Consider the following 15951-nt stretch of genomic DNA (forward strand, 5'->3'; position numbering starts at 1 on the left):
GTTACGCCTCCAGGTTCTTGCCGACGACGCGAAGCAGGAAGATCGCGACGATATTGGCGAGGATGACGGCGACGATGCCGCCGGCCGAGGCCAGACCGAAATCATACTGGAACTGGGCCTGGAGATAGATCAGGAACGGCAGATTGGTAGTGGCGACGCCCGGCCCGCCATTGGTGGTGACGAAGATTTCGGCGAACACCGAGAGCAGGAAGATGGTCTGGATAAGCATGACCACGGTGAGCGCGCGGCTCATGTGGGGCAGGATTATGTAGAAAAACAGCGATATGGGTCCCGCGCCGTCCATGCCGGCGGCCTCGCGCTGTTCCTCATCGAGCGATTGCAGCGCGGTCAGAAGGATGAGCGTTGCAAAGGGCAGCCATTGCCAGGCAACGATGATAATGACCGAAAACAGGGGAACGTGGGCGAACCAATCGACCGGCTGGAGCCCGAAGGTTCGCGCGATCCAGGCGAAGAGCCCATTGACCGGGTGCATGAGCATGTTCTTCCACACCAACGCGGACACCGTGGGCATGACAAAGAACGGGGCGATGACCAGGAGGCGCACGATGCCCTGCCCGAACATGGGCTGATCGAGCAACAGCGCCAGCAGGGTGCCGCCGACAAGGGTGATGGCCAGAACGCCCCCCACAAGGATCAGGGTGTTGAAGAACACCGTCCAGATGTTGGGGTTGGCGAAAAAGTAGGTGTAGTTGGCAAAGCCGGTAAACTCGGGCGCACGGAAGGCCGTGTACCACTGGAACGAGAACCAGACGGTCATCGAAAGCGGCACGATCATCCAGATCAGAAGCGCGATGACCGACGGGGCCATCATGAACCGGGCCGCTGTTTGGGTTTGAGCTGTTGCCATTGTCCTCTCCCTGACCTTGGCGCGCGATTGGGGGGATCGCGAAGTATTTGTGTCCGCTCTTTGGGGCGGGGCCGAAAGTCTCAATGCGGGCGGGTGGAGGGGCCGAAAGACTCCGGCCCCTCGAGATCAGATGCTAGCGGTAGTAACCGGCGCGATCCATTTCCATACGCGAGGTCTGCTGGGCCTGCTCAAGGGCCTGGTCGACATTGACCTGACCGGCGAGAGCCGCCGAGAAGATCTGGCCGACCGACGTGCCGATGCCCTGGAATTCGGGGATCGCCACGAACTGGCCGCCGGCATAGGGAACGTCCTGTACCGAGGAGTTGGTGGTGTTGGCCGACTGGATCGCCTCAAGGGTGATATCGGCAAACGGGGCCGCTTCGGTATAGGCCGGGTTTTCATAGAGCGAAGTGCGGGTTCCCGGGGGAACGTTGGCCCAACCCTCTTCCTCGGCCACCATTTCGAGGTAGCTTTCGGACGTCGCCCAATCGATGAACTGCTTGGCGGCATCGACATTCTGGCTCGAAGCCGGAACGGCCAGCGACCAGACCCACAGCCAGTTGCCGTGGTTGTCGAATTCACCATTGGTCGGGAACAGCGCGTAACCGACGCTGTCTGCGACCTGGCTTTCATCGGGGTTGGAGACGAAGGACGCGGCGACGGTGGCATCCATCCACATGCCGCACTTGCCCTGCTGGAACAGTGCCAGATTTTCGTTGAACCCGTTGGACGAAGCACCCGGAGGGCCCGCGTCGGTCATCAGGTCAACGTAATAGGTGAGCGCCTCGTTCCATTCGGGGCTGTCGAACTGGGGTTCCCAATCCATATCGAACCAGCGGCCGCCCATGGAATTGGCAAGAGCGGTGATGAACGCCATGTTCTCGCCCCAGCCGGCCTTGCCACGCAGGCAGATGCCGTAAATTTCATTGTCGCGGTCGGTAATGGCCCGAGCCGCTTCGCCGATGAATTCCCAGGTGGGCTCCTGAGGCATTTCCAGACCGGCCTCTTCGAACAGGTCGGTGCGGTACATGATCATGGCGCTCTCCGCATAGAACGGAGACGCGTACTGGGTGCCATCGACCGAAAGCGCCTCGCGCACGGCGGGGATCAGGTCGTCGGCGTTGTAGTCGTCACCCAGATCGTCGAGCGGGGCAAGCCAGCCCTGAGCGGCCCAGATGGGGGTTTCGTATGCGCCGATGGTCATGACGTCATACTGGCCACCGCCGGTGGCGATGTCGGTCGTGACGCGCTGGCGCAGAACGTTTTCTTCCAGCGTCACCCATTCCAGATCGATACCGGTCTGTTCGGTGAAGCGGTCCGACAGACCCTGCATGCGGATCATGTCGCCATTGTTGACGGTGGCGATGGTGAGCGATTGGGCCTGCGCGCCGGCTGCCAGGGCAAACAGCGAACACGACCCGATGATGATCGAGCGTAACTTCATATGGTAATCCTCCCATATGCTCCAAGAATGAGCATTTGCTATACGCGTGGGCAATTACTCATTTTCTGCGGCATAATGTCAAGGGGCTTTTGCTCATAGCTGGGGAAATTGCTCAAGGGCAGACCTTAGCGGCCGTGTTTGCGGAGCGGTATCGCCGGGGTAGCGAGGGTGGGGAGATGGGGCCAACGAACGGGAACGCTGGGCGCGGTGAGGTCAGGTCAGAAGCTGGGCGGCGGTGTCTTCGTCGGTGATCAGCCCGTTGACCAGCCCACGAGCCACGGCGGCGCGGATGGCGGCGACCTTGTTGGGGCCGCGGGCCGCGGCGATGACCAGCGCCCGCTCACCCGAGGGCAAGGGGGCCGAGGCCACGCGTTCATTGGTCATGCCCGAGACCAGCTCGCCACCGGCATCGAAGACCCAACCGAGCATTTCGCCCACTGCCCCGGCCTTTTGCAGGGCTTTGAGTTCAGCGCGGGTGACGAACCCATCCTCATAAAGCGGAGCATTGGGCCCCAGATCGCCAACACCCACAAAGGACACGCTGGCCTGTGCGGCAAGGGCGAGATTTTTTTCGATGCCGACCTGACTGTGCAGCAATTGGCGGTCATGGGCCGTGGCGGCGATGACCGGGAGGGGCATGGGAAAGGACGGCGCCTTGACCTTGTCGGCGATGGAAAAGATCACGTTATAGAAGGCGGCCGAACCGTCGGGGGCGATATTGCCGGTCAAGGACACGATCTTGTGCTGGGGGCAGTCCATGGCCGGAAGCAGATCGACGGCGGCCTTGAGGGTGCGGCCCGTGCCGACCCCGAGAATGACCGGGCTGGAGCCGGAGAGAATTTTTTCGATCTCCAGGGCCGTCGCGTCGGCAACCCCCAGGGTGGTATCGGGGTGGCCGGGATCGGAGGGGACGATTTCGGCAAGACGCAGGCCGAAACGCTCCCGAAGCCGGGCGGACAACTCGAGGCAATTGGCGATGGGGTGGTCGAGGCGGACCTTGATGAGCTTTTCGGAGATGGCAAGGGAAACCAGCCGCTGGGCGCTCTGGCGCGACACGCCGAGCTTTGCGGCGATTTCATCCTGGGTGTTGCCGGCAACGTAATAGAGCCACCCGGCGCGGGCGGCATCGTCGAGCTTGTTGCGAGTGGCTTCCGAACGCGGCGGCACGGTGTTCTCCCCCTGATCAATGGGTTAGATATACCGCATCGCCCTACATGGAAAGGATGAGAGACTATGGAGCCTGGCAAACCCGCCATTACCATAACCTATTGCACGCAATGCAACTGGCTGTTGCGTGCCGGCTGGATGGCCCAGGAACTGCTCTCGACCTTCGGGACCGAACTGGCCGGGGTGACGCTGGTGCCGGGAACAGGCGGGACCTTTGAAATTGCCGGCGGAGACACGCTGATCTGGGAGCGCGAGCGCGATGGGGGATTTCCCGACGTCAAGACGCTGAAACAGAGGGTGCGCGATGTGATCGACCCGGGCCGCGATCTGGGCCATATTGACCGCTGATCCGCTGGTTTGCTCGCGATGACGTTCTCTCGCAAAGCCTTGCCCGCCCTAAAGCCCAATTGGGGAAAACATTTCCCCGGCGCGCGGTTCAAGGCAATGCAATAGAACCCATATTGGATGGGACAGTTTTTGATCCATTCGCCCAATCTTCGGGCACGGATAAGGAGAAAAGCACATGGCTATTCTGATTGGCGATACGGCCCCCGATTTCACCGCGCAGACGACGGAAGGGGAAATCCGGTTTCACGATTATATCGATGGAAGCTGGGCGGTGCTGTTTTCGCACCCCAAGAATTACACCCCGGTCTGCACGACCGAGCTCGGGTATACCGCCAAGCTCAAACCCGAATTCGAAAAGCGCGGCGTCAAGGTGCTGGGGCTTTCGGTCGACAAGATCGAAGACCACGAAGGCTGGGCCAGAGACATCGAGGAAACCCAGGGCACCGCGCTCAACTTTCCGCTGATTGCCGACGATGGCACGATCGCCCGCCAGTACGACATGATCCACCCCAATGCCGACAACACGCTGACGGTGCGTTCGGTCTTCGTTGTGGGGCCGGACAAGAAGGTCAAGCTCAAGCTCGAATATCCTGCTTCGACGGGCCGGAATTTCGATGAAATCCTGCGGGTGATCGACAGCCTGCAACTGACCGCCAGCCATCAGGTGGCAACGCCGGTCAACTGGAAGAACGGCGAAGACGTCATCATCGTCCCGGCCGTCACCAACGAGCAGGCAAAGGAAAAATTCCCCGAGGGCTGGAACGAGGTCAAACCCTATCTGCGCATCGTCAAGCAGCCGGGCGCCTGATTTTCAGGCCTCAGATTGCATATCGGAAAGGGCCCTTATCGGCCCTTTTCTTTTGGCCGAGATCAATACGCAATACCGACCTGGGAGAGCCGGTTTTCCTCCTGGCGGCGCAGCGCTGACAGGCTCTGGTCGGCGGACCGCACACGCAGTTCGAGCACGCGGCGTTCGGTCTGCAGTATGGTTAGTTCCCGCGTCAGCGCCGCAACCTGTTCGGGCGTGGGATCACCGCGGCGGAGTTCGGCCAGCTTGGCGTCGATTTCGCTATCGAGACTGTTGAGTTCGGCCTCGAGATTGAACACCTCCCTGCCCGCTGCATGAACACGGGCAAAGGCGACGCCCAACTCGCCTTCGCAAACGCCGAAATAGCGCTCGCCCGACCGTCCCTTCCGCTCGGCATTGCTCAGGCGGCAATAGACCCTCAGGCCCTCGGTACGACCGGTCTGATAAAGCGCATTGTCAACAGAAATGCCGTATTCGGAGCAGGCCTCGGCATGGCTCGATATGCGATCGGCCGGGCGGCCATCGGCGCCATCGTTAAATCCGATGGCGCGCCAATCGCCCGCCTCGCATTGTTCCTGGGACAGGGTCGCGCATGATGCGAGAAGCAGAGCAGCGAAAAGCGCTGCGCACACAATCAACAGTCTCTGCATCGATCAGGCACCCCAGATAACAGGATCGGACCATAGGGCGGGCCGTGCACACTTGGCAACCCGATCAGCGCGGGCGAAGCGCGCGAAACTCCACCCACGGTCGCCGAGGCAATTGCGATGTCGCTAGAACTGGTCGATGCTGACCATGCGCCGGCGTGAACGGGAGCGTCCCAAAAGCGCCAGCACCAAACCCACCGCGCCAATCACGGCCCAGCCGGGCCAGGCCAGCAATGTGGTGAGCGTGGGCTCCCAGAGCAGGGGATGCACATTGTCCTGAACGGCCAGTTGCACCGATTCCAGCGTGCCGGGAAACAGACTGGCGATCGTTGCCGCCAAGGGCGTCGCCGTAAAAGCATTTGCGGCCAGCATGGCGGTTCCATCGGCAACCAGAAGCACGACCGAAAGGGCCAGAAAGGCCGCAGCCAATATTCTCAGTACAGCACGCATGACACTCGTCCCTGCCTTGTCCGGTCCGGCTCCATTTGCTGGGCTTTTCATCATTCCGCAAGGCTTTATTAACAATAGCACGAGGGGCCGGGCAAAGGGCAATCGGAATCTCCAATCGTGCTTAACCCGCCTGCGTGCAACGCATCGGCGGGCCAAATGATCCGGCCAAAGAAAAGTTTTGCAGCCTTTTTTGCCTCACGCCCCTTGGCAGGGACCGCAAAGCCGGATAATCGGGCACCCACGCGGAGAGATGGCCGAGTGGTCGAAGGCGCACGCCTGGAAAGTGTGTAGGCGGGGAACCGTCTCGAGGGTTCGAATCCCTCTCTCTCCGCCAATCAACCCCAAAAATCGCTAGTTTTCTGGTTTTTTTGGGATTTTGAAGTCAGCGACTAACCACCGAGCACTCACCAGTTCCGCAAACGCTCGATTGTGAGGCGATTGTAACAAAGCGACCATGCCACCAATTTCATGGTGCCATAGGACTGGACCTTCGCCCCGCATTGCCGCATTAGCCGCCAAGTTTGGGCATGGAGATGCGGGGGAAAGTCGGCTTCGGGCGTATAGGCGTTCAACATTTTGACCCCCGACCATAGTGCCCGCCAGTCAGGCTCCGAAAGGTTGGCCACTTTTTCAAGGTTGGGGCGCGGCTCGGTCATGTCAGTTTTCCTCGATATAACGCCTGTAAATGTCTGCGGCTTCCTCGACGGTGTGCGTCGTCAGGATTCGTGGCGTGTCATCGTCGCCACGTGCAACGAAGGGTTTATTTAAGGACTGCTCGTATGCAGCAGCGGCTTCATCAACGGTCATTGTGGGCTTAGATCGTTGGCGACATTGAGCGACTTCGGCTAGGGCCTTGATCCGTTTTTTATCTGACTGCCGAATGGTCATGAGTTCGGACCCTTCACGAAGGCTTTTTCGAGTTCGTCCAAACGTTCGCGCAACTGCTCGATGTCAGATACTTCGGCCAATTTTGCGAGGGCCGCTGCAACGTCTTTCGCCTCAACTGGCGAGATGTCGCCATCCTTGAGCGCGCCGCTCACGTCTTCAGGGGTCATATCCTCGAATTCAATCAAGCGACCACTTGAGGGCAACAAGCGATTGAGCACATACTCCACCGCCCAACGCTCTTTGGCGACCACGCTTTCACGCAATGCGGCGAGAGCATCAGGACCGAAGCTTTTTACTTGTTCCAAAGCTTCGCGCGATTTTTTGCCTTTCACCCCATGGGGACGACCACCGGACCCTTTTGCGAATTGACCACGAGGGGTTCGCTCCGGTGCCCATGATTTACCAAAATTATGGGCGTTCATCATCGCCACTCCGCTCAACAATTACCCCGCGCTCGGTCAACCAGCGGGCAACTTCATCAGTGAAATAAGCGGCTCGCGTGTGATCGTAACCACCGGGCAGATACATGGCAGGAAACCCGGCATGGGCGCGCCATGTGATTAATGTTTGCCTACATTTCCCGCCAAGAGCTTTGCGCACCAGCGGCGCGGGCGTGATCGATCCCGTTGGAAGTGTCACGGTTGGGGGAAGCTGGCACTTGTAGGGCTTCTCACGCATCGGACTGCCCCATAAGTTTAGCCCAAGCGTTGGCGGGCGTTGTTGCGGTGGCAACCGCAACCACATTGACGAACTGCTTCAAGAACTGTTGCGCATTGTCCGCATCATCGATCCGGCGAAGGCGTTGGGCTGAAGCGTCGGCAACGATCTTGCTCAACTCTGGTTCGTTAATCTCGTGAGCCAACGGTGTCGGATTTTCCAGCGTCGGCTTTTGACGAATACCTTCTGAAATATGCTTGCGAATCCATTCTGCGTGCGCCAATTCAAGACGGCGGGCTTCAAGGCGCTTTCGCAATTCTGGGTCAATTTCGAGGGCATCAAAACCATCGGTGCGCAACGCAGCGTCGAGTTCGGCTAGCGATGCATTATCCAACAGTTTCTGCGCAAGCTCGCTCTTGCTGATCAATGCAAGTCTAGCCCGAATGTCACGAATTTCTGGCGTGATCGGTCCAGCTTGAGGGATCAGGTCACGGTTCGTTTCGTAATCGAAATTGTCTTGCTTCACTTTGGCCACGGCGGTTTGGAGCCGCTGAAAATGATCAGTCATCGCGGCAAACCGTTCGGTCAAAGCCTCTTGATATGCATCAGGCTTCAATTTTTCCGCAAGCTTGGACGCATCGATACTGATGCGGTCCATCTCATTGGCGAGAACGTTGTAGTTCTCGTTAAGCGCCTTGAATTCCTCGGCAGGGCGGGCAGCGGCATAGGCTCTGCTATCGCTCCCAGAAACACCGAGTGCAATGGTGCCGTCTGCATTCCTTTGAACTTGAAATTCGAACATATTAGTATTCCTTCACGCTTTAATGTGAAGTGAGCATGACGATCAAATTTCTTGCTGTAAATATCACCACATGGTGAAATACAATATTTATTTTATACCCAGCCGGTGATCACCATTATTGACCAACGGAAGTATACTTCCATTTTCTCGGCTTTTATTTGCTTTGTTCGGCTCCTTTTCCCGATTTCGGTTTTTCGTTCCGTTCCTCGCGCGCTGACGCGGGTTAGCCAATATTCCAAATAGAGCTTGCGTCCGACTTTCAATTGCGGAAACGTTCCACTTTTATTGCATTTGGGGGCAAGCGTGGACAGGCAGGAGCCAACTCTAGGTGGGGCGTCGTCTCATTCGGAATCGGATAAGGGGCAAAGCGAGAAACGCGATGTAGAGGCGATTTTGGCTGAACTGGCGACGATGCGCGCTGCTGGTGAAATCAGCGCCGATGAATTGCGCGCGGCTCGGTTGCGACTGACTGGGCAGGCATCGGTTATCGAAAACAATAGGGCAGTCGAACCCGAAGAAGAATTCTATGTTGAGCCTCCCAGTGCCAAAAATTCCAAAAAGGCGAAAGCTCCCAAAGCTCCGAAGAAAAAGGGGAACGTGTTCTTCATAATCGGACTGCTCGTGTGGGGAGGCCTCTTCGCAATAATGTGGATTGGGTCAGGTCAGCCCGGTGGATCGGGCTCGACCGGTTCGCAGGCCGTATCCACGCGGGCAGCTGAACAAGCCGAAGACGAGCGAAAGGGCTTTCACTGCCTCTCATCGTGGGATGGTTCCAATAGAGCTCTTGTCGATACCGTGAAAAATTCCATGCGTGAGCCGGGCAGCTTCGAGCATATCGAAACTAGAATAACGCCGGTCAACAACGGTCAGCACACCATCATAATGGAATATCGTGGCCGTAATGGATTTGGCGGCATGAGCGTTGAAACGGCTACCGGCACGCTAAGCAACAATGGTTGTCGCCTTACCGATGTGGCTAGCCTGTAGCTTTTTGAAGCATTGGGATTTGGACGCGCATTGACGCTGCAATGACACTATTCAATTTTCAGCGTCATTACTAACCATTTGAGTTTATTACAAAAATGACACTATGACGCTTATGACAGTGAAGTAGGTAGCGAGTGGAGAATAGCGGCGGATGCGGTCCTACGTGTGTGCTTATAGAAAGGTGGCCAGTTTCAGTGTCACAAGTGTCATTGAATAATTGCGGGCACAATTTCAATGAGTTAGCTATGACACTTTGGGACACTCTAGCGTCATAGCTCTGTCATTGTGGTTTCCGTTCGTACCAACGTTGGGTGGCATTGCGCGTCGGTCGAAAGCCAAGCGTTCGCAGAATGCTTTTCACCCGCTTGGTAACGCCTGTGTTCTGGTGTTGGTAGGGAAGTCGCAAGCCTTCGCTCACAATCCTTTCCATTGTGATCAACTGACCAGAAACTTCGTTGCTCGCACAAAATCGACGGATCGGTTCTTGCCATGAATCCGTGACGACGCGCTCGGACTGCTCGGACTGTGCTAGAGCCGCTTCCGCAGCGCTAAAGTACCAAGGTTCACCCTGCCGATATGCAACCACCGCTTCGGCAAATAGCTGTTCGCGGCTACCTTCAAGCGCGGCAAGGTCTATGTTGCCGGAAATCTTGACCGGCCAGAACCGGCGATTGCCGGTGTCGTCGTGCAGGTATTCATCGCTGTTGGTTGTCGCGATGAACACACATCGGCGCTGGCAGGTTATATCGTGCTTGCCGTAGGCTGGACGAAATTTGTCGGTTCGACGGCTGATGAAGGCCTTCACTTCCTCGACATCTGATCGGCGCATTGCGGAAAGTTCGGCAATTTCGACAATCAGTTTGCCTTGGAGATGAGCGGCGGCGTCCTTCTCGTGCATCGGTGGCAGATGGTCAGAAAAGTAATCATCACCACCAGCCAATATTGCAGCGGCTGTCGATTTGCCGGTGCCCTGTTCGCCTTCCAAAACAAGTACGGTGTCCACCTTGCACCCCGGCTGAAACACCCGTGCCACAATTGAAATCATGACTTTGCGGAGTGCGATCCGGGCAAAGTCGGCATTCTTGGCGGTAAACATCAACGGAAGGCTATCTAGTCGTGGCACGCCATCCCATTGCAGTTCGTTGAGGCGATCAGCTATCGGGTCGAATTTGTTACGATCAGCCAACAAAACGATGGCTTCATTCAAAGCTTCGGTTGGCGGACTTTTGCCCGACCCTCGCTGAATGTAAGCTCGCAAGTAGGCATCGTCGGTCGCAGTCCACGGCCTGCCGGTAGCCTCGGGGTCCCAAGGCATTGGACCGCGCTTGACGATATTTCCGGAAAACTCATTGAAGCCGATCAGAGTGCCGATGTTGTCTCGCAAAAGCAGATATATTTCACTCGAAACTAAACGGTCGATCTTGCAGCCGGAGCCATCGTCAAGGAAATGGACTGGCTTTTGTCCAGGCGGAAAGGGCAGTTGTGGCATGGGCGCGGGACCGTCCCCGAATTGAGCTAGCGCTTTTGCAGCCGGATCGTAGCCCATTGAAGCGAGCGTATGAAAATCACCGTTCGCACCATATCGCTCAAAGCCATGCCACGCTCTGGAATTGGCAGCCGGATCGTTATTTTCGTAAGGTTCGTTCCATGCCATCCAATGTTTCTTGGCATCTGGAAAACCGTGCGTAGCAGTGCAATACGATCCACTGAAAAGTAGCCATTCTCGGCGGCTCTTGAAATCGGACGGGTCACGGCTTTGCAAAGCGGCAAGCGCGATTTCAAAATTTGGAGCGCGACGACCTTCGCCGGGCTGAATGCGCTTACCACCGAACCCACTTGCGGCTTCGGGTGGGCCAACAGGTTTCAGACCTTCCACCAGATCAAGCGGAAGACCATCCACGCGCCATGTTTTAACAGGCTCACCACCAGTCACAGACCCAACGTAGTAGGATTGCGAAGCTACAAACGATTCTGGCGCGAGAATGCCCCCAAGAGCGCTGTTCAGGCGGCTGGTTAACTCGTGTCGCTCTTCCGCTGCCACCGGGTTAGACAGGGGGCACACGACACGCCAGCGTGGCGCGCCATTCTGGTGGCTGGGTGACGTGTAGATCAGGGCCTGAATGCCCTTAGCCGCGAGCAAGGCACTCGCAGCATAGGGATGGAGCGCTTCACCATCATAGTCGCCTTCGATCCCGAAAACCGCCTCAAGCTTCTCATTTTTCCGATGATTATCGACAAAAGTCGCTAGCTTGATGAGCGGAAGCCCGCCTTTCGTAGCGGCCATAGGGGGATGGGTCGCTATCCAATCGCACAATTGGTCAAAAGGTGCTGTGCGGCGTTCGCCAATTGAATCGGTATACGATGTGAAGTAGGTGAACGAAATCTCGCCATCGGGCGCAGCGTCGGTCGAAATAGTCATCGGAAATGCCTTCGGTTGGATCATACGAAGCGCTGTCACGCGCAAAGCGGCATCCACCGCATAGGCACCGGGTCAACCGGCATGAGCCATCCGGCTCGGTTCTAATCGGAGGGCAGGCAATCAGCATGTTGCTGAAGTTGACACCCCGCCCTCCTATGATCCGCTCGAAAGCAAAAAACGATCAGCCTTTTGCGAATCAATGTCAACAAATGAACTTGCGGAGTGTCTGTCCGCTCAATCTGTTCATTTCATTGAATAATTTCTGTTACTCACCATTTTCGCTAACCAAAAGCGAGCACAAATGAGCGATTATGAGTGTTCAGGGATATGCATTGCAGCTTGGCGCTGGCGGTCCACATAAGCGGCCACATCACGGCTCGAAAAGCCAACGCGGCGCGGACCAAGTTGAATCTTGCGGGGGAAACCTTCAATGCCCGCCTTGATGTAGCGGCGTAGCGTCGGTTCTGACAGTGAAAGACGATGGCAGGTCTGGGCAACAGTGAGGATTGTATCGTGGGCTGGTGCGGTCATCATAATTAACCTCGAAGCGGAATGGGGTGACGTGTCAGCAGCATCCACTGCGAGCGCCAGGGCTTCCCCTCCGGCCTTCGGTCATCCAACCGCTTGCACCGCCGAGTCTAATGCTCAGCGACAACACAAGCATCCCTGAGCCACCACGACACGTCAAGAAGAAATTCAGTAATGGCTCCGTTTCATCTTCGGCTTGCAAACGCGGTTGCGCCGCGCGTGGTGTTTCTTTCGTCGCCCGAAACCCTAGTCGTTAACCTGCCCACCACCCTCTGGCAGAATGGGCCGATTCGAACTGGCAAATGTTGCACGATGGGTGACAGACAGTAGTCGCCGGTAAACTTGACGAGAGGCCGAGTGACGGCCCGCTCCTACCGTCATTTCACCCGACAGCCGATTGATACGGAAACCGAGAAGGCGCTTGTGTGTGGGCTGCCAACAGCCATTAAGGTCAGAGCGGAGCGCCGCAGTTAGTATACGTCGCGGCTACGCTTCGCGTCCAGTTCCTTGGCCAAATTAAACTTGTCTCCCCACGCCGTGAACCAGTGGTCGTTGACGCCTTGCACCTCTGCCAGCCCCGCAGCGTCCAGGCCAAAGATCGCTCCTGCCGCCACCTTCGTGTCATGGTCCAGATAGGGACAAACAATGAGGTCCAGGAACAGCATCAGGGCCTCCGCGTCGTTAGGACAGTGGGCCTTGACGAATTCAAGCTTCGCGAGTGCCTGACTTTCGATGAAGGCTCTTAGCTTGTCGTACCGCACCTTCTTCTTCATGTATGAGAGAAGGACAGTAATTGAGAAGTGATTTAAGAACTCACTCCTGACGTACTGATCGGATTCTTTGTCCAAAATAATCAAAAAGTGATTGGCAATAGTCTCCTCCGGCAACCAGTATTCTTTGCCGATGCGTGAGAGCACAATCAGCAGATATAGACTTTCCACCTCTCGGTACGTACTCATCTTATTTTTATCAAGCATCTCGACAATGTTGTCATGAACGAATTTGAACAGCAGGTGTTTCAGCTCGTGAGAGAACGCCTGGGCGGTCACGAAATCGACTGAGGTGGCTACCATTCGGCTCATGCGGATGGTGTGATTGACCTTAGGGCTAGCTGAGTAGGCGAAGAACGCGAATTCCAGCAGTGCCATTACCGCGTTTACCATGCGCCGCCGATCGCCGTCGCCAGCATCGCTGGAGAGGTACGCCTTGATAACCAGATCGATCTTGTTCTCCACGATGGCAAAAGTGTAGTTTAGGAGATCGCCATATTCGACCTTCGACTCCTTGATGATCATCTTGTAGCGCACGATCAGTCGGTTGGAATTCAGGTCGCACTTGAAGCGCTTGGTAACAGCAGCCCCGGACTCGGCTGCCATTGACTCTTCCAAGCTAGGGTCGACCTGCGAATTCATCAGTGCTGATATGCGCTCCTTCGCGATCGTGATCTCGGTAATGATCGGCTTCGGGTACGACTTGACCTTGGCTGGATTGATCGTGAGTTTTTTCGTCTTAAGTATCTCTTGGAGCTCCTCAATCACCCTCAGCTCCGTAGACTGCTCATTGTAGAAAACGAAGTAGTCGTCGACGTAACGGAATATCTCGTAGTCGACCTTGTGCTTCAGTTTGGCGCGCTTTGTCATTGCGCACTCTAGCTCGACATCGACGGATTGGAGGATGATCTCGGCAAAAATGCGAGAAAACTCAGGGCCAATAACGATACCGTTGGTCTCGTTCTGGTTGAGCTTCTGCATTAGCGAGTCGAACCGGCCACCGAAGGTCGCCTTGGAGTTTTCAAGGTTGAATTTTGTCTGGCTCTTCCCGATCACCGCCCACGGGAGCGAGTGCGTGTAGATACTATCGAAACACTTGCTGACATCGATCTGGACCATCGCATTATATTTTTTCTCGCAACGATGGTATTTGTAGGATTCAAAGAAGCGGTGGATGTTTCGGTATTTTCGATAAACGAAGAACGAACCAATCTGCTCGTATTCGCGATCTTCCTCTTCGACACCAGTAGGCACCGTCTCGAGCTTCTGGTCGTGTAGCTTGTCTTTGAAGAACGCAAAGCGGGAAACGGAGACCGGGTGCCGGATCGAAAATGCGCTAAGTGACGTATAGTAGATAATCGTCGCGCTATGACGCGCGTAGAAGTCCGCGACGCAAACTTGATTCCTTGGGTGGACCACGCTCAGTATGCGGCCTTCGAGCTTATGGGCGACGCGAAAGTTGAACGGCATGGTATCCATCCTGCACGCCTGCATTGGGATGCTGCGACGCTTGACCGTAGCTCCCCACTCGCTGGTCGTGTTGGTCGCTAAGATCGCCGACTCCCGGACATCAAAAAGCAACCGAATCGTCCGGTCCAAGCCAGGCCCTCCTTCCTTCCAACGCAGACGGTCCGACTCGATGTCGATGTGGTGGTCACGAAGGAAGGCAAAGAAGCCTCGGTTCGTGAATGTCGGCGGCACCTCGAAGGGAAGCATATCCGTCAGGACAGAACGTTGTCGGCGATGCGTGAGGGTGACGCTGTGTTTAGACATGCCGCCATGCCTTCACGATCGTCTGAAATTCCCGGGCACTGAAGTTGTGGAACCGCCGTTCCAGGAAGCCTGATTTGAATCCATACCTCAACAGCAACGACCGCAGAGTCGGGCGCTTTATTTCCCGGATTCGCCTCCGCAGCAAAGTGTCGAGCATCTCGTACTTCCGCAGATCGGTGACCAACGGGGTGTTGTAGTAAATACCTGTCGTGGCACTCGACTTATTGTTTCTCAAGCGCGTGTTTCCAGTAAGGAACTTTATCCTCGCCACGATCTCCCTGAAAGCCCGCCGCTGCCCCGTCGGGGCGGTTCGCCGGTACTCCAGGAATGCGGCTTCCAGCCGCTGCTCGAGTCTTTCAATTTTGGCATCGCTTGGCGCGATCTCAAGCGTTCTGAGGGTCACCATGAAATTGTAACCGAGATAGTGGAAATTTTTAGGTCCTGCCTTGTCACCTAGATCGATCTCGGCCGTCTTTCCCACGTTGCAGGCTAGTTGGTTGTCGCTCAGTATCCCAAGCACGTGACTCTTGTAGCTTCCCAAAACGCCGCCCGTAGGCGGCCTAGCAAACACCGCGACGATATCATCGACGTAGCGGCAGTACATGACGATGCCAGGTAGCTCGCCGATGGCTCGGTCGACTGGTCGCAGGAACAGCTCGGCTAGGTAGGCGCTGATGCCTACACCACGTGGGATGCCATTCGAATTGCCGCTCAGTACCTTGTAGGAACTAAATATCTGGCGGATGAACCGCTTCGACGACGAGCTGAGCAGTTGGTCGTGATCTAGCTTGGCATACAGCTTCTCGCGATCAATGCTTTCGTAGAAGTCGGAAACATCCGTCCGAACCAGCTCGAAAGGAAAGCCAGTTCCGACTGTGTCTCGGATTCGGCAGGCTAAGTCATGGCGATTGGCTTGTTTCACCTTGTAGATGCGATGGATGTTCCGCTGAAGCTGCTTAACAACGAAAAAGGTCTCCGCCGAACCGTCTATGCAATAGACTGGTTTTCCCTTCGGTCCGATCTTCTCCGTCAGTTCCACCTTGAAGCCAGACGCGGCAACCGCCATGCTCAGCTTCTCCATCTCCAGGTCAATCGCCTCAGATTTGGCCGCCTTGAGCTCGGCAAGCTGTGACTTTAGCTCGATTTCACCAGCGACAAACGCGGTTTCAGATAGGTCCGCCTTGTCCTTTCGCCACTTCCGAACCTCGGCGACTTTATGCCGGACTGCATCGGTTAAGTCATCAAGGTGTGGAAAGTAGAGCCCTGCCACATCCAGGCCCTTGCGATTCTCAGTATCGAATATCCGCCGAAAGTTTTCGGCAGTGAACATCTGGTCGAGCACAGTTCCCCCTCAACATGCTTTTGCTTGCGAATGTCGCATTTAGCCTCACGCTG

At 56.3% G+C, this 15951-nt stretch carries 16 protein-coding genes and 1 tRNA gene; 4 read left to right on the plus strand and 13 right to left on the minus strand.

Annotated elements, in window-relative coordinates; genetic code table 11:
• Window position 1: 1 nt before the first annotated feature.
• The 3 genes from V6617_RS16770 to V6617_RS16780 form a co-directional block, all read right to left on the minus strand.
• Window positions 2–868, minus strand: a complete 867-nt coding sequence (locus tag V6617_RS16770) for a sugar ABC transporter permease (RefSeq protein ID WP_338608062.1) — start codon at window positions 866–868, stop codon at window positions 2–4.
• Window positions 869–1001: 133 nt separating this feature from the next.
• Window positions 1002–2312, minus strand: a complete 1311-nt coding sequence (locus V6617_RS16775) for a sugar ABC transporter substrate-binding protein (RefSeq protein WP_338608063.1) — start codon at window positions 2310–2312, stop codon at window positions 1002–1004.
• Window positions 2313–2525: 213 nt separating this feature from the next.
• A complete protein-coding gene (locus tag V6617_RS16780; protein ID WP_338608064.1) occupies window positions 2526–3479 on the minus strand; it encodes a sugar-binding transcriptional regulator in 954 nt (317 codons plus the stop codon).
• 66 nt (window positions 3480–3545) lie between these two features.
• On the opposite strand from V6617_RS16780, the gene V6617_RS16785 reads away from it, so the two are divergent.
• Window positions 3546–3827: a SelT/SelW/SelH family protein gene (locus V6617_RS16785; RefSeq protein WP_338608065.1), complete on the plus strand. Its 282-nt coding sequence runs from the start codon at window positions 3546–3548 to the stop codon at window positions 3825–3827.
• A gap of 175 nt (window positions 3828–4002) precedes the next feature.
• Window positions 4003–4635: a peroxiredoxin gene (locus V6617_RS16790; RefSeq protein WP_338608066.1), complete on the plus strand. Its 633-nt coding sequence runs from the start codon at window positions 4003–4005 to the stop codon at window positions 4633–4635.
• Window positions 4636–4697: 62 nt separating this feature from the next.
• On the opposite strand, the gene V6617_RS16795 is transcribed toward V6617_RS16790, so the two are convergent.
• Window positions 4698–5285, minus strand: a complete 588-nt coding sequence (locus V6617_RS16795) for a DUF2799 domain-containing protein (RefSeq protein WP_338608067.1) — start codon at window positions 5283–5285, stop codon at window positions 4698–4700.
• Window positions 5286–5408: 123 nt separating this feature from the next.
• On the minus strand, window positions 5409–5732 hold the full coding sequence (locus V6617_RS16800; protein ID WP_338608068.1) for a hypothetical protein: 324 nt from the start codon (window positions 5730–5732) through the stop codon (window positions 5409–5411).
• Window positions 5733–5976: 244 nt separating this feature from the next.
• Between V6617_RS16800 and V6617_RS16805 the strand changes: the two genes are divergently transcribed.
• Window positions 5977–6066: transfer RNA gene (locus tag V6617_RS16805), tRNA-Ser, on the plus strand.
• 323 nt (window positions 6067–6389) lie between these two features.
• Here V6617_RS16805 and V6617_RS16810 read toward each other — a convergent pair.
• The 4 genes from V6617_RS16810 to V6617_RS16825 are packed head-to-tail and all read right to left on the minus strand — an operon-like array spanning window position 6390 to window position 8079.
• Window positions 6390–6620 carry a hypothetical protein gene (locus tag V6617_RS16810; RefSeq protein ID WP_338608069.1) on the minus strand — a complete coding sequence of 77 codons (231 nt, stop codon included), beginning with the start codon at window positions 6618–6620 and terminating at the stop codon, window positions 6390–6392.
• Window positions 6617–7045 carry a hypothetical protein gene (locus tag V6617_RS16815; RefSeq protein WP_338608070.1) on the minus strand — a complete coding sequence of 143 codons (429 nt, stop codon included), beginning with the start codon at window positions 7043–7045 and terminating at the stop codon, window positions 6617–6619. Before V6617_RS16815 ends, V6617_RS16810 begins: the two co-directional genes overlap by 4 nt.
• Window positions 7029–7298, minus strand: coding sequence for a hypothetical protein (locus tag V6617_RS16820; RefSeq protein ID WP_338608071.1), 270 nt, complete (start codon window positions 7296–7298; stop codon window positions 7029–7031). The genes V6617_RS16815 and V6617_RS16820 overlap by 17 nt, the downstream gene beginning before the upstream one ends.
• The gene (locus tag V6617_RS16825) at window positions 7291–8079 is read right to left on the minus strand and encodes a hypothetical protein (protein WP_338608072.1); all 789 of its coding nucleotides are present in this window, start codon (window positions 8077–8079) and stop codon (window positions 7291–7293) included. The genes V6617_RS16820 and V6617_RS16825 overlap by 8 nt, the downstream gene beginning before the upstream one ends.
• Window positions 8080–8472: 393 nt before the next feature.
• On the opposite strand from V6617_RS16825, the gene V6617_RS16830 reads away from it, so the two are divergent.
• The gene (locus V6617_RS16830; protein ID WP_338608073.1) at window positions 8473–9066 is read left to right on the plus strand and encodes a hypothetical protein; all 594 of its coding nucleotides are present in this window, start codon (window positions 8473–8475) and stop codon (window positions 9064–9066) included.
• Between the two features lie 280 nt (window positions 9067–9346).
• Here V6617_RS16830 and V6617_RS16835 read toward each other — a convergent pair whose 3' ends face one another.
• The 4 genes from V6617_RS16835 to drt3a form a co-directional block, all read right to left on the minus strand.
• Entirely contained in the window at window positions 9347–11485 is a 2139-nt protein-coding gene (locus tag V6617_RS16835) for a virulence-associated E family protein (RefSeq protein ID WP_338608074.1), read from the minus strand.
• Window positions 11486–11794: 309 nt separating this feature from the next.
• Window positions 11795–12019 (minus strand): helix-turn-helix transcriptional regulator, encoded by a 225-nt coding sequence (locus V6617_RS16840; protein WP_338608075.1) that lies wholly within the window; start codon window positions 12017–12019, stop codon window positions 11795–11797.
• 464 nt (window positions 12020–12483) lie between these two features.
• Complete coding sequence (gene drt3b, locus V6617_RS16845) at window positions 12484–14556, minus strand: antiviral reverse transcriptase Drt3b (protein WP_338608076.1); 2073 nt, start codon at window positions 14554–14556, stop codon at window positions 12484–12486.
• Complete coding sequence (drt3a, locus tag V6617_RS16850; RefSeq protein ID WP_338608077.1) at window positions 14549–15898, minus strand: antiviral reverse transcriptase Drt3a; 1350 nt, start codon at window positions 15896–15898, stop codon at window positions 14549–14551. Before drt3a ends, drt3b begins: the two co-directional genes overlap by 8 nt.
• Window positions 15899–15951: the final 53 nt, after the last annotated feature.

Source organism: Pelagibacterium nitratireducens, assembly GCF_037044555.1.
GTDB classification, from domain to species: Bacteria; Pseudomonadota; Alphaproteobacteria; order Rhizobiales; family Devosiaceae; genus Pelagibacterium; species Pelagibacterium nitratireducens.

Excerpts from the sequence above, each read along its gene's own strand:
- V6617_RS16770 (WP_338608062.1), bottom strand. The coding sequence starts at position 868 with ATGGCAACAGCTCAAACCCAAACAGCGGCCCGGTTCATGATGGCCCCG.
- V6617_RS16775 (WP_338608063.1), bottom strand. The coding sequence starts at position 2,312 with ATGAAGTTACGCTCGATCATCATCGGGTCGTGTTCGCTGTTTGCCCTG.
- V6617_RS16785 (WP_338608065.1), top strand. The coding sequence starts at position 3,546 with ATGGAGCCTGGCAAACCCGCCATTACCATAACCTATTGCACGCAATGC.
- V6617_RS16790 (WP_338608066.1), top strand. The coding sequence starts at position 4,003 with ATGGCTATTCTGATTGGCGATACGGCCCCCGATTTCACCGCGCAGACG.
- V6617_RS16795 (WP_338608067.1), bottom strand. The coding sequence starts at position 5,285 with ATGCAGAGACTGTTGATTGTGTGCGCAGCGCTTTTCGCTGCTCTGCTT.
- V6617_RS16800 (WP_338608068.1), bottom strand. The coding sequence starts at position 5,732 with ATGCGTGCTGTACTGAGAATATTGGCTGCGGCCTTTCTGGCCCTTTCG.
- V6617_RS16810 (WP_338608069.1), bottom strand. The coding sequence starts at position 6,620 with ATGACCATTCGGCAGTCAGATAAAAAACGGATCAAGGCCCTAGCCGAA.
- V6617_RS16815 (WP_338608070.1), bottom strand. The coding sequence starts at position 7,045 with ATGATGAACGCCCATAATTTTGGTAAATCATGGGCACCGGAGCGAACC.
- V6617_RS16820 (WP_338608071.1), bottom strand. The coding sequence starts at position 7,298 with ATGCGTGAGAAGCCCTACAAGTGCCAGCTTCCCCCAACCGTGACACTT.
- V6617_RS16825 (WP_338608072.1), bottom strand. The coding sequence starts at position 8,079 with ATGTTCGAATTTCAAGTTCAAAGGAATGCAGACGGCACCATTGCACTC.
- V6617_RS16835 (WP_338608074.1), bottom strand. The coding sequence starts at position 11,485 with ATGACTATTTCGACCGACGCTGCGCCCGATGGCGAGATTTCGTTCACC.
- V6617_RS16840 (WP_338608075.1), bottom strand. The coding sequence starts at position 12,019 with ATGATGACCGCACCAGCCCACGATACAATCCTCACTGTTGCCCAGACC.
- drt3b (WP_338608076.1), bottom strand. The coding sequence starts at position 14,556 with ATGTCTAAACACAGCGTCACCCTCACGCATCGCCGACAACGTTCTGTC.